Source organism: Enterobacter sp. BIGb0383, assembly GCF_003751845.1.
Classification (GTDB): Bacteria; Pseudomonadota; Gammaproteobacteria; order Enterobacterales; family Enterobacteriaceae; genus BIGb0383.
Genome location: NZ_RJKQ01000002.1, coordinates 945,565 through 958,151, shown reverse-complemented (window position 1 = coordinate 958,151; position 12,587 = coordinate 945,565). Strand labels below are relative to the sequence as shown.

The window sequence follows — 12,587 nt, the reverse complement described above, 5'->3', positions numbered from 1 at the left end:
AAAGGAGGCGAGGCACAAAAGATGAGTTGTGAAGGCGGGTTCCGGTTTTTATTTCCGCTGTGCAGCGGTGAAGCGGGCGTTGCGAAGCCGCTCGAAAAAAACGGGCCAGCGGCCCGTTAGTCAACATCAGCGCAGCAGGCGTTAGCGAAAACGCATGGAGAGATCGAGGGCGCGCACGTGCTTGGTCAGCGCCCCGACGGAGATAAAATCAACGCCGGTTTCGGCAAACTCACGCAGGGTGTCGGCGGTGACGTTACCGGACACTTCCAGCTGTGCCTGGCCGTTGGTGATACGCACCGCTTCGCGCATCTGTGCCGTGTCAAAGTTATCCAGCATGATGATGTCCGCCCCGGCGTGCAGCGCGTCGCGCAGTTCATCCAGGGTTTCGACCTCCACTTCGACCGGCACGTCCGGGTGCAGCCAGAAGGCTTTTTCAACAGCCTGACGCACCGAGCCGGAGGCAATAATATGGTTCTCTTTGATCAGGAAAGCGTCGGAAAGGCCGAGGCGGTGGTTAGCTCCGCCGCCGCACAGCACCGCGTATTTTAGCGCGGTGCGCAGGCCGGGCAGGGTTTTGCGCGTATCCAGCAGCTGGGTACGGGTACCGGCCAGCAGACTGACATAGCGATGTACTTCGCTGGCCACGCCGGAAAGCGTCTGGACAAAGTTCAGCGCCGTACGTTCACCGGTCAGCAGCACACGCGACGGTCCGTCCAGCTCAAACAGCGTCTGTCCGGCGGTCACGGTATCGCCGTCTTTAACCTGCCAGGTCATACGCACGTCGTCACCGGCCAGCTGAATAAAGACTTCTTCCACCCAGCGTTTGCCGCAGAATACGCCGTCTTCACGGGTAATGATGATGGCATGGGAGCGTGCATCCGACGGCAACAATTGGGCCGTAATATCGTTACTGGCATCCACTTCGCCGCCCAGGTCTTCACGCAGCGCCTGCTCCACCGTGGCGGGGATATCCAGATGGATACGCTCAAGGAGTGCGTCGCGTCGTTGGTCGGGGTTATAGCGGCGAGGCGGCATCATAAAACTCCAAATTGGTAACGAATCAAAAGATTGAAACATGCTACTCTGAACCGGCCGTTGGCACCATATATAAGGAGTTCTTGCATGGCGTTACACGAGGGCTGGCTGAGCGAGGCGCGACGAGTACCTTCTCCCCATTGCGATCTGCGTCCGGATGACGAAACCCCTTCGCTGCTGGTGGTACATAATATCAGCCTGCCGCCCGGTGAATTCGGCGGGCCATGGATCGATGCGCTCTTTAGCGGCACCCTCGATCCTGACGCACATCCCTTCTTTGCTGAGATTGTCCACCTGCGAGTATCCGCCCACTGTCTGATCCGCCGCGACGGTGAAATCGTGCAGTACGTGCCCTTTACGAAGCGCGCCTGGCATGCGGGCGTTTCCTGTTATCAGGGACGTGAGCGCTGCAATGACTTTTCGATTGGTATTGAGCTGGAAGGCACCGATACCCTGGCCTACACCGATGCACAGTATCAGCAGCTGGCGGCGCTGACGCAGCAATTAATCGAGGTTTACCCGGCAATCGCCGACCATATGACCGGCCACAGCGATATCGCGCCGGTGCGTAAAACCGATCCCGGCCCGGCGTTTGACTGGGCGCGGTTTCGTGGTCAGATAAGGAGATAAGATGACACTGTTTACCGCACTTCTCGTGCTGCTGGCCGAGCGTCTGTTTAAGCTGGGTGAGCACTGGCATCTGGACCATCGCCTGGAGGCGCTGTTCCGCCGTGTTCGCCACTTCTCCCTGCTGCATACGCTACTGATGACCGCGCTGGCGATGGCGGCAACCTTCCTGATCCTGCGTGCACTCTCCGGTCTGCTGTTTAATGTCCCGCTGCTGGTGGTCTGGATCCTGCTGGGACTGCTCTGTATCGGCGCGGGCAAGGTGCGTCTGCATTACCATGCGTACCTGAAGGCCGCCGCCCGCGATGATGCCCACGCCCGCGATGCGATGGCCAGCGAGCTGACCCTGATCCACGGCGTGCCGCCGGAGTGCGACGAGCGTGAATATCTCCGCGAGCTGCAAAATGGGCTGCTGTGGATCAACTATCGCTTTTATCTGGCTCCGCTGTTCTGGTTTATCGTCGGCGGCCCCTGGGGACCGGTAACGCTGGTGGGCTATGCCTTTTTACGCGCCTGGCAGTCGTGGCTGGCGCGCTATCAGACGCCGCATCAGCGCGTACAGTCGGGTATCGACGGCGTGCTTCACGTGGTGGACTGGCTGCCGGTGCGGCTGGTGGGCGTGGTCTATGCCCTGATTGGTCACGGTGAAAAGGCGCTTCCCGCCTGGTTTGCCTCACTTGGCGATCGCCATACCGCCCAGTATCAGGTACTGAGCTACCTGGCCCAGCTTTCGCTGGCCCGCGAGCCGCATGTCGATAAGGTGGAAACGCCGAAGGCGGCCGTGCTGATGGCGAAGAAAACCTCGCTTGCCGTGGTGGTCGTGGTGGCACTGCTGACGATTTACGGCGCGCTGATGTAGCCCGCGCGCCGTTGTCGATTAATGTGAATCCGCATGCGGGATGCCGAAGTCAGGCATCCCGTTTTCCTGCCAGCGAATCAGCTTCAGGCGGGTGTGGCGATTCGGATCGTAAAGCGGATCGCCTTCGATCTCGGTGTAGTTCCTCGCGTGATAGACCAGCACGTCCTCACCCTCAGGGGTTTGCGTAAAGCTGTTGTGGCCCGGCCCAAACTGACGATTTTCCCAACTGGTGGTAAACACCGGCTGCGGCGATTTATGCCAGTTGGCGGTTTCCTGCGGGTCGGCCTTGACGTCTATCCATAACAGCCCGATACAGTAGTTCTCATCGGTGGCGCTGGCGGAGTAGGTGACAAACAGCTTATCGCCGTGGCGAATGACCGCCGGACCTTCGTTGACCAGAAAACCGCGGCACTCCCACTCCAGTTCCGGTTTGCTGAGCATCACCGGCTTACCCTTAATCGTCCACGCATTTTCCAGCTCGGCCAGATAGAGGTTGGTATTACCGGGTATCGCGGGATCTTTTTGCGCCCATAAATACCACTGCCTGCCCTGATGCGAGAAGGTGGTGGCGTCGAGGGCGAAGCTGTCAAACTGGGTTTTTAACTCACCGCGTTCAACCCATTTCCCGCGCTGAGGATCGCTGTCGGCACACTCCAGCACGAACATGCGGTGCTGGAACATGCCCAGCGCGTCGAAAGCCTGCGTATGCGCGGCGGCAAAGTAGATCACCCATTTGCCATCGATAACGTGCAGTTCCGGCGCCCAGATCAGATGGCTCATCGGGCCGCTGTCCGGCTTGCGCCATACCACTACGCCCGGCGCATCGCGCAGACCTTCGAGGGTGGTCGAGCGACGAATTTCCAGCCGGTCATACTCCGGTACGGAAGCGATAAAGTAGTATTCCCCTTCATGGCGCAGAATAAACGGGTCGGCGCGCTGTTCAATAAAGGGATTGGGCCAGTTTTTCATTACGCTTTCCTTACGTTGTGTACGCCACCGATATCTGACGTCTCATTTAACTCGCGGTAGTTGGCACGGCGTTTTTCCAGATCCTGCTGGATCCGCTGCATCAGCTCGCGGTCCACTTTCATCAGGCGCACCACGCCCGCGGTGATCAGATAACCTACGCCCGGGATCACGGTAAAGAGCAGCACAATCCCGTTGATGGCGGTTGCGCTCTGCTGTTTGGCGCCGGCGTCATAGCCGTACCAGGAGAGCAGGAAGGCTACCATCGCCCCGGCCACGGCCAGGCCGATTTTGAGGAAAAAGATGTTGCCGGAGAAGCTGATCCCGGTAATACGTTTCCCGGTTTTCCACTCGCCGTAGTCATCCACATCGGCCATCAGAGACCAGTGCAGCGGGGACGGGATCTGATGCAGGACATTGAGCAGGAAGTAGAGCACCATAATAAGCGTGGTCGCCCGCGGGTCAAAGAAGTAGAAGGCGCTGGAGAAGATCGCCAGTGCGATATTGGTCCAGAAGAAGACTTTCAGTTTGCACCAGCGGTCGGTCAGCACCTTCGCCAGCATACTGCCGATCATCATGCCCACCACGCCGAGGCTGATAAACAGGGTGGCAAAGTGGGTACTTTGCTGCATCACCCAGGTGACGTAGTACATGGTGGCCGCCATGCGGATAAAGCCGGGGCAGACGTTGCACAGGGTCAGCAGCAGGATGCGGACCCACTGATCGTTTTTCCAGACGTCACGGAAGTCTTTTTTCAGCTCGTCATTGCTCTGGACCGCCGGACGAACGCGTTCGCGAACGGTGGCGAAGCAGAACAGGAACATACACATGCCGATAAACGCCAGCACGGTCATCGCCATCTGATAGCCTTTGGCTTTATCCTCGCCGCCGAACCATTCTGCCATTGGCAACAGGGTCAGGGAGAGCAGCAGGGTGGCAATCCCCACCATCACAAAGCGGTAGGACTGACAGGCAACGCGCTCTTTCGGGTCGTTAGTGATCACGCCGCCCAGCGAGCAGTACGGAATATTGATGGCGGTATAGGTCAGCGACAGCAGGAAGTAGGTAACGAAGGCATAGATAACCTTGCTATTGTAGGTCCAGTCCGGCGTGGTAAACATCAGGACGCTGAACAGGGCATAGGGCAGGGCAATCCACAGCAGCCAGGGACGGAATCGGCCATATTTACTGCGGGTCCGGTCGGCCAGCGCGCCCATAATCGGGTCGGTAACGGCGTCTATCACGCGGATCGACAGCAGCAGCACGCCCACCAGCGCCGGGGCCAGGCCGAAGATATCCGTATAGAAATAGTTAACAAACAACATTATAGCGCCGAAGATAATATTACAGCCGGCGTCACCCATGCCGTAACCAATCTTCTCTTTGACTGACAGTTTGCTATTGTCCATCCACAGGTCTCCACCTCAGGGTATGGCGAGAATTATTTGCCTGCGAAGCGATAATTGCGTAGCAGTAATAGGTCGCTGATATGGACGAAATGGTTGTCGGAAGGAAAGTGTGAAGTCTGTAACAGGCTCTGCACCCTGAAACGGGTGCAGAGAGGAACAAATAGCGCTTAGCGCTTATGCATTTTTCTGCTTGATCAGATAGCCGATGCCGAGAATCACCACCCAGACCGGGATCAGCCAGACGGAGATCGCCATCCCCGGCGTTATCGCCATAATCACCAGTACCGCCGCCATAAACAGCAGGCAGACCCAGTTACCCAGCGGATAGAGCAGGGCAGGGAAGCGCGTGGTGACGCCCTGCTGCTTTTTGGCGCGGCGGAACTCCATATGCGCCAGGCTGATCATCGCCCAGTTAATCACCAGAGCAGAGACCACCAGCGCCATCAGCAGGCCAAAGGCCGAGTCCGGCGCCAGGTAGTTAATCAGCACGCACAGGGCAGTGACCGTGGCCGAGACGATAATGGTGTTAACCGGCACGCCGCGCTTATCGACCTTCAGCAGCGCTTTTGGCGCGTTGCCCTGCTGGGCAAGGCCGAACAGCATCCGGCTATTACAGTAAACGCAGCTGTTATAGACCGAGAGTGCGGCGGTCAGGACCACGACGTTAAGCGTGTTCGCCACAAGGGTATCGCCCAGCTCATGGAAGATCAGGACAAACGGGCTGGTATCAGCGGTAACACGGGTCCACGGCAGCAGCGACAGCAGGACTGCCAGCGAGCCCACGTAGAAGATCAGAATACGCCAAATCACCTGGTTGGTGGCTTTCGGGATGCTCTGCTCCGGGTTGTCGGCTTCAGCGGCGGTGATCCCCACCAGCTCCAGTCCGCCAAACGAGAACATAATGATTGCCATCATCATCACCAGCCCGGTTATGCCGTGAGGCAGGAAACCGCCCTGCTCCCAGAGGTTGCGAACGGTCGCCTGCGGGCCGCCGTTGCCGCTGAACAGCAGCCAGCCGCCGAACAGGATCATCGCCACTACGGCAATGACTTTAATAATCGCAAACCAGAACTCCATTTCGCCAAACACTTTTACGTGGGTCAGGTTGATGGCGTTGATGACAACGAAGAAGACCGCAGCGGAGACCCAGGTCGGGATCTCGGGATACCAGAATTGCACATATTTGCCGACGGCGGTCAGTTCCGCCATCGCCACCAGGACATAGAGCACCCAGTAGTTCCAGCCGGAAGCAAAGCCTGCGAAACCGCCCCAGTATTTATAGGCGAAGTGGCTGAAGGAACCGGCAACCGGCTCGTCAACGACCATCTCGCCCAGCTGGCGCATAATCAGAAAAGCAATAAAACCGGCGATGGCATAGCCCAGAATAATGCCGGGGCCGGCGGACTGAATAACGGATGCGCTCCCCAGGAACAGGCCTGTTCCTATCGCGCCGCCGAGGGCAATAAGCTGGATATGCCGGTTTTTAAGGCCGCGCTTTAGCTGTTGACCTTCCATTTAAACCTCGTGAGTGTGGTTGTTATGTGTACACGGTTGTGTGCGTGTAATTATAAGATTCCATTCTTTGTATTAATTTGTTTACGGAAAGAGGGGCGGGATTATCGTCCTAATGCTTTCACAAGATTAAGAATAGTGGTAAGCGCAGACGAATGCACCTGCTTTATAAAGGTCAATAACGACTTGAATAAAAAGAAACCATTTGTAACCCGAGGGATCGCCCCAAAAGGGGTACGATTTTTCGATTCTCATGCGAGGTAAGTGCATTTCTATTCATATATTCACATGGTGAATCGGTTCAGGGTGACGTTTATAGCGTTTCACAAAAGTTAAAATTGCCGCTTTGGGGGTAAATTGCTCATTTGTGCAAGGTTACATGTTTGAAACGTTATTTCTGTAACGTTGTTAAAATGTGCAGGCTTTAATGATTTCAATCAAAACCTGTATGGACAGAAGGTGAATACTTTGTTACTTTAGCGTCACGAATATGAAATTGGTAAGACCAATTGACTCCGGGCTAATGGCAGAGACAGGGAATAATGGCCTACAGCAAAATCCGCCAACCAAAACTATCCGATGTGATTGAACAGCAGCTGGAGTTTTTGATTCTTGAGGGGACATTGCGCCCCGGCGAAAAACTTCCACCTGAACGCGAACTGGCGAAACAGTTCGACGTTTCCCGTCCCTCTCTGCGCGAGGCGATTCAACGTCTCGAAGCGAAGGGCCTGCTGCTTCGTCGCCAGGGCGGCGGTACCTTTGTTCAAAGTAGCCTCTGGCAGAGCTTCAGCGACCCGCTGGTAGAATTGCTCTCCGACCACCCTGAATCCCAGTTTGATCTGCTCGAGACGCGCCACGCGCTGGAAGGCATCGCCGCATACTATGCCGCGCTGCGCAGCACGGACGAAGACAAGTCGCGCATTCGCGAATTGCACCAGGCCATCGAGCGGGCACAGCAGTCCGGCGATCTTGACGCCGAGTCCGACGCGGTTGTGCAGTATCAAATTGCTGTCACCGAAGCGGCGCATAATGTGGTGCTGCTTCATCTGCTACGCTGCATGGAGCCGATGCTGGCACAGAACGTCCGTCAGAACTTCGAGCTGCTGTACGCGCGACGGGAGATGCTCCCGCTGGTCAGCAAGCACCGTACGGACGTGTTTGAAGCCATTATCGCCGGTGAGCCGGAAAAGGCGCGTGAAGCGTCCCATCGCCACCTGGCCTTTATTGAAGAAATCCTGCTGGATCGCAGTCGTGAGCAAAGCCGTCGTGAACGCTCAATGCGCCGCCTGGAGCAGCGGAAGAATTAATGATTTTTCTGGCAGAAGATTTGCCGGGAGATGTGAAACTGAAGCGCCTTTAATGTGCGCGGCAACTAAACGCAGAACCTGTCTTATTGCATTCTTACTGGAGAGTGCAATGGGACAGGTTCCAGATAAATCAACGAACTAGATAGATAAGGAATACCCATGTCAGAACGTTTACAAAATGACGTGGATCCGATCGAAACTCGCGACTGGCTACAGGCGATCGAATCGGTCATCCGTGAAGAAGGTGTTGAGCGTGCTCAGTATCTGATCGACCAACTGCTTTCCGAAGCCCGTAAAGGCGGCGTGAAAACTGCAGTTGGCACTGGGGTTAACAACTACGTCAACACTATTGCCGTTGAAGATGAACCGGAATACCCGGGCAATCTGGAGCTGGAACGTCGTATTCGTTCTGCTATCCGCTGGAACGCCATCATGACCGTGCTGCGTGCGTCTAAAAAAGACCTCGAGCTGGGCGGCCACATGGCATCCTTCCAGTCTTCCGCAACCGTTTATGAAGTGTGTTTCAACCACTTCTTCCGCGCGCGCAGCGAGCAGGACGGCGGCGATCTGGTGTACTTCCAGGGTCACATCTCTCCGGGCGTGTACGCACGTGCGTTCCTGGAAGGCCGTCTGACTGAAGATCAGATGAACAACTTCCGTCAGGAAGTTCACGGTAACGGTCTGTCTTCTTACCCGCACCCGAAACTGATGCCGGAATTCTGGCAGTTCCCGACCGTATCCATGGGCCTGGGCCCGATTGGTGCGATCTACCAGGCTAAATTCCTGAAATATCTGGAACACCGTGGCCTGAAAGACACCTCCAAACAGACCGTTTACGCCTTCCTGGGCGACGGCGAAATGGATGAGCCGGAATCCAAAGGTGCGATCACTATCGCCACCCGTGAGAAACTGGACAACCTGTGCTTCATCATCAACTGTAACCTGCAGCGTCTGGATGGTCCGGTAACCGGCAACGGCAAGATCATCAACGAACTGGAAGGCATCTTTAGCGGCGCCGGCTGGAACGTTATCAAAGTCATGTGGGGCGGTCGTTGGGATGAGCTGCTGCGTAAAGACACCAGCGGTAAACTGATCCAGCTGATGAACGAAACCGTTGACGGCGACTACCAGACCTTCAAATCCAAAGACGGTGCCTACGTTCGTGAGCACTTCTTCGGTAAATATCCGGAAACTGCAGCGCTGGTTGCCGACTGGTCTGACGAACAGATCTGGGCACTGAACCGCGGTGGTCACGATCCGAAGAAAGTCTACGCTGCACTGAAAAAAGCGCAGGAAACTACCGGCAAAGCGACCGTTATCCTGGCCCATACCATCAAAGGTTACGGCATGGGTGATACCGCTGAAGGTAAAAACATCGCTCACCAGGTGAAGAAAATGAACATGGACGGCGTGCGCTATATCCGCGACCGCTTCAATGTTCCTGTCTCCGATGAGCAGGTTGAAAAACTGTCTTACATCACCTTCCCTGAAGGGTCTGAAGAGCACACCTATCTGCACGCACAGCGTCAGAAGCTGAACGGCTACCTGCCGTCTCGTCAGCCTAACTTCAGCGAGAAGCTGGAACTGCCGGAACTCTCTGACTTCTCCCAGCTGCTGGAAGAGCAGAACAAAGAGATCTCCACCACCATCGCTTTCGTTCGTGCCCTGAACGTGATGCTGAAGAACAAGTCGATCAAAGATCGTCTGGTTCCGATCATCGCCGACGAAGCGCGTACCTTTGGTATGGAAGGTCTGTTCCGTCAGATCGGTATTTACAGCCCGAACGGCCAGCAGTACACCCCGCAGGACCGTGAGCAGGTTGCCTACTACAAAGAAGACGAGAAAGGTCAGATTCTGCAGGAAGGGATCAACGAGCTGGGCGCAGGTTCTTCCTGGCTGGCCGCTGCAACTTCTTACAGCACCAACAATCTGCCGATGATCCCGTTCTACATCTACTACTCCATGTTCGGTTTCCAGCGTATCGGCGACCTGTGCTGGGCAGCAGGTGACCAGCAGGCGCGTGGCTTCCTGATCGGTGGTACTTCCGGTCGTACGACTCTGAACGGTGAAGGTCTGCAGCACGAAGATGGCCACAGCCATATTCAGTCTCTGACTATCCCGAACTGTATCTCTTACGATCCGTCCTTCGCCTACGAAGTTGCGGTCATCATGCATGACGGTCTGCATCGCATGTACGGTGAAGCGCAAGAGAACATTTACTACTACATCACCACCCTGAACGAAAACTACCACATGCCGGCTATGCCGGAAGGTGCTGAGGAAGGTATCCGTAAAGGTATCTACAAACTGGAAACAGTTGAAGGCGCGAAAGGTAAAGTTCAGCTGCTGGGTTCAGGCTCCATCCTGCGTCACGTTCGTGAAGCAGCGCAGATCCTGGCGAAAGACTACGGCATCGGTTCTGACGTGTTCAGCGTAACCTCCTTCACTGAACTGGCGCGTGATGGCCAGGATTGTGAGCGCTGGAACATGCTGCACCCGCTGGAAACTCCGCGTGTGCCGTACATTGCTCAGGTTCTGAGCGACGCACCGGCAGTAGCATCTACTGACTATATGAAACTGTTCGCCGAGCAGGTTCGTACTTATGTACCGGCTGATGATTACCGCGTACTGGGTACCGACGGCTTCGGTCGCTCTGACAGCCGTGAAAACCTGCGTCACCACTTCGAAGTTGATGCTTCTTACGTGGTGGTTGCAGCACTGGGCGAACTGGCTAAACGTGGCGACATCGATAAGAAAGTGGTGGCTGACGCTATCACCAAATTCAACATCGATGCAGATAAAGTTAACCCGCGTCTGGCATAAGAGGTAAAGAGAGAATGGCTATCGAAATCAATGTACCGGACATCGGGGCTGACGAAGTTGAAGTCACCGAGATCCTGGTCAAAGTGGGCGACAAAGTTGAAGCTGAACAGTCGCTGATCACCGTAGAAGGCGATAAAGCCTCTATGGAAGTTCCGTCTCCGCAGGCCGGCGTTGTTAAAGAGATCAAAATCTCTGTCGGCGGTAAAGTGGAAACCGGTTCTCTGATCATGATTTTCGAATCCGCCGAAGGTGCAGCGACCGCTGCACCTGCTCAGGCAGAAGAGAAAAAAGAAGCGGCTCCGGCGGCAGCACCTGCTGCTGCGGCAGCAAAAGACGTTAACGTACCGGACATCGGCGGCGACGAAGTTGAAGTTACCGAGATCATGGTTAAAGTTGGCGACACCGTTGCGGCTGAGCAGTCTCTGATCACCGTTGAAGGCGACAAAGCCTCAATGGAAGTCCCGGCACCGTTCGCGGGCGTGGTTAAAGAGATCAAAATCAACACCGGCGACAAAGTGTCCACCGGCTCCCTGATTATGGTCTTCGAAGTTGCGGGCGCAGCGCCGGCAGCTTCTGCACCGAAAGCGGAAGCGGCTCCGGCTGCGGCTGCAGGTCCGAAAGACGTTAACGTTCCGGATATCGGCGGTGACGAAGTTGAAGTGACCGAAGTGATGGTGAAAGTGGGCGATAAAGTTGCCGCTGAACAGTCACTGATCACCGTAGAAGGTGACAAGGCTTCCATGGAAGTCCCGGCACCGTTCGCGGGCACCGTTAAAGAGATCAAAATCAGCACCGGCGACAAAGTGTCCACCGGCTCCCTGATCATGGTCTTCGAAGTAGAAGGCGCTGCGCCTGCTGCGGCTCCAGCTCAGGCTGCTGCTCCGGCACCGGCTGCTGCACCTGCTCAGGCGGCTAAACCTGCTGCTGCTCCGGCGGCTAAAGCGGAAGGCAAATCTGAGTTCGCTGAAAACGACGCTTACGTTCACGCAACCCCGCTGATTCGCCGTCTGGCGCGCGAGTTTGGCGTTAACCTGGCGAAAGTGAAAGGGACTGGCCGTAAAGGTCGTATCCTGCGCGAAGACGTTCAGGCTTACGTGAAAGACGCGGTTAAACGCGCTGAGTCTGCACCTGCTGCCACCGGCGGCGGTCTGCCTGGCATGCTGCCGTGGCCGAAAATCGACTACAGCAAGTTTGGTGAAATCGAAGAAGTGGAACTGGGCCGTATCCAGAAAATCTCTGGTGCTAACCTGAGCCGTAACTGGGTGATGATCCCGCACGTTACCCACTTCGACAAAACCGATATCACCGATCTGGAAGCGTTCCGTAAACAGCAGAACGCCGAAGCTGAGAAGCGTAAACTGGACGTGAAATTCACCCCGGTTGTCTTCATCATGAAAGCCGTTGCTGCCGCTCTGGAACAGATGCCGCGCTTCAACAGCTCTCTGTCCGCAGATGCACAGAAGCTGACGCTGAAGAAATACATCAACATCGGTGTTGCGGTTGATACCCCGAATGGTCTGGTTGTTCCGGTCTTCAAAGACGTGAACAAGAAGAGCATCACCGAGCTGTCTCGTGAGCTGACCGTGATTTCTAAGAAAGCGCGTGATGGTAAGCTGACCGCTGGCGAAATGCAGGGCGGCTGCTTCACCATCTCCAGCATCGGTGGCCTGGGTACAACCCACTTCGCGCCGATTGTTAACGCGCCGGAAGTGGCTATCCTCGGTGTGTCCAAGTCTGCGATGGAACCGGTGTGGAACGGTAAAGAGTTTGTGCCGCGTCTGATGATGCCAATCTCTCTCTCCTTCGACCACCGCGTGATCGACGGTGCTGATGGTGCCCGCTTCATTACCATCATCAACAACACGTTGTCCGACATCCGCCGTCTGGTGATGTAATCAAAAAAGCCGGCCTGACGGCCGGCTTTTTTCTGGTAATCTCATAGGGTTGTTGGGGTTACCGGCAGACAGAATGAATTCGTTTGCCGTTTGTGTTTCAAAATTGTTAACGGTTTTGTAAGATACGAGCGGATAGAACGTCCCGGTGGATGAA

General features: G+C 55.8%; 9 protein-coding genes. 5 read left to right on the top strand and 4 right to left on the bottom strand.

Annotated elements, in window-relative coordinates:
- Window positions 1-141: 141 nt before the first annotated feature.
- On the bottom strand, window positions 142-1,035 hold the full coding sequence (gene nadC, locus EDF81_RS12860; protein ID WP_123348510.1) for a carboxylating nicotinate-nucleotide diphosphorylase: 894 nt from the start codon (window positions 1,033-1,035) through the stop codon (window positions 142-144).
- A gap of 87 nt (window positions 1,036-1,122) precedes the next feature.
- Between nadC and ampD the strand changes: the two genes are divergently transcribed.
- Both ampD and ampE read left to right on the top strand, forming a co-directional pair.
- On the top strand, window positions 1,123-1,665 hold the full coding sequence (ampD, locus tag EDF81_RS12855; protein ID WP_123348509.1) for a 1,6-anhydro-N-acetylmuramyl-L-alanine amidase AmpD: 543 nt from the start codon (window positions 1,123-1,125) through the stop codon (window positions 1,663-1,665).
- 1 nt (window position 1,666) lies between these two features.
- A complete protein-coding gene (gene ampE / locus EDF81_RS12850; RefSeq protein ID WP_123348508.1) occupies window positions 1,667-2,521 on the top strand; it encodes a beta-lactamase regulator AmpE in 855 nt (284 codons plus the stop codon).
- A gap of 18 nt (window positions 2,522-2,539) precedes the next feature.
- On the opposite strand, the gene EDF81_RS12845 is transcribed toward ampE, so the two are convergent.
- The 3 genes from EDF81_RS12845 to aroP form a co-directional block, all read right to left on the bottom strand.
- Window positions 2,540-3,490 carry a family 43 glycosylhydrolase gene (locus EDF81_RS12845; RefSeq protein WP_123348507.1) on the bottom strand — a complete coding sequence of 317 codons (951 nt, stop codon included), beginning with the start codon at window positions 3,488-3,490 and terminating at the stop codon, window positions 2,540-2,542.
- Complete coding sequence (locus EDF81_RS12840) at window positions 3,490-4,896, bottom strand: glycoside-pentoside-hexuronide (GPH):cation symporter (protein ID WP_123348506.1); 1,407 nt, start codon at window positions 4,894-4,896, stop codon at window positions 3,490-3,492. Before EDF81_RS12840 ends, EDF81_RS12845 begins: the two co-directional genes overlap by 1 nt.
- A 174-nt stretch (window positions 4,897-5,070) precedes the next feature.
- Entirely contained in the window at window positions 5,071-6,411 is a 1,341-nt protein-coding gene (gene aroP, locus EDF81_RS12835) for an aromatic amino acid transporter AroP (protein WP_123348505.1), read from the bottom strand.
- Between the two features lie 539 nt (window positions 6,412-6,950).
- Here aroP and pdhR point away from each other — a divergent pair.
- From pdhR to aceF, 3 genes are all read left to right on the top strand, one after another.
- Window positions 6,951-7,715, top strand: coding sequence for a pyruvate dehydrogenase complex transcriptional repressor PdhR (gene pdhR, locus EDF81_RS12830; protein WP_123348504.1), 765 nt, complete (start codon window positions 6,951-6,953; stop codon window positions 7,713-7,715).
- A 159-nt stretch (window positions 7,716-7,874) separates the two neighbouring features.
- The gene (gene aceE / locus EDF81_RS12825) at window positions 7,875-10,538 is read left to right on the top strand and encodes a pyruvate dehydrogenase (acetyl-transferring), homodimeric type (protein WP_123348503.1); all 2,664 of its coding nucleotides are present in this window, start codon (window positions 7,875-7,877) and stop codon (window positions 10,536-10,538) included.
- Between the two features lie 14 nt (window positions 10,539-10,552).
- Window positions 10,553-12,433, top strand: a complete 1,881-nt coding sequence (gene aceF, locus EDF81_RS12820) for a pyruvate dehydrogenase complex dihydrolipoyllysine-residue acetyltransferase (protein ID WP_123348502.1) — start codon at window positions 10,553-10,555, stop codon at window positions 12,431-12,433.
- The last annotated feature ends 154 nt before the right edge of the window (window positions 12,434-12,587 follow it).

Coding starts and splice junctions, on each gene's coding strand:
- EDF81_RS12840 (WP_123348506.1), bottom strand. CDS start 4,896: ATGGACAATAGCAAACTGTCAGTCAAAGAGAAGATTGGTTACGGCATG.
- nadC (WP_123348510.1), bottom strand. CDS start 1,035: ATGCCGCCTCGCCGCTATAACCCCGACCAACGACGCGACGCACTCCTT.
- EDF81_RS12845 (WP_123348507.1), bottom strand. CDS start 3,490: ATGAAAAACTGGCCCAATCCCTTTATTGAACAGCGCGCCGACCCGTTT.
- ampE (WP_123348508.1), top strand. CDS start 1,667: ATGACACTGTTTACCGCACTTCTCGTGCTGCTGGCCGAGCGTCTGTTT.
- aroP (WP_123348505.1), bottom strand. CDS start 6,411: ATGGAAGGTCAACAGCTAAAGCGCGGCCTTAAAAACCGGCATATCCAG.
- ampD (WP_123348509.1), top strand. CDS start 1,123: ATGGCGTTACACGAGGGCTGGCTGAGCGAGGCGCGACGAGTACCTTCT.
- pdhR (WP_123348504.1), top strand. CDS start 6,951: ATGGCCTACAGCAAAATCCGCCAACCAAAACTATCCGATGTGATTGAA.
- aceE (WP_123348503.1), top strand. CDS start 7,875: ATGTCAGAACGTTTACAAAATGACGTGGATCCGATCGAAACTCGCGAC.
- aceF (WP_123348502.1), top strand. CDS start 10,553: ATGGCTATCGAAATCAATGTACCGGACATCGGGGCTGACGAAGTTGAA.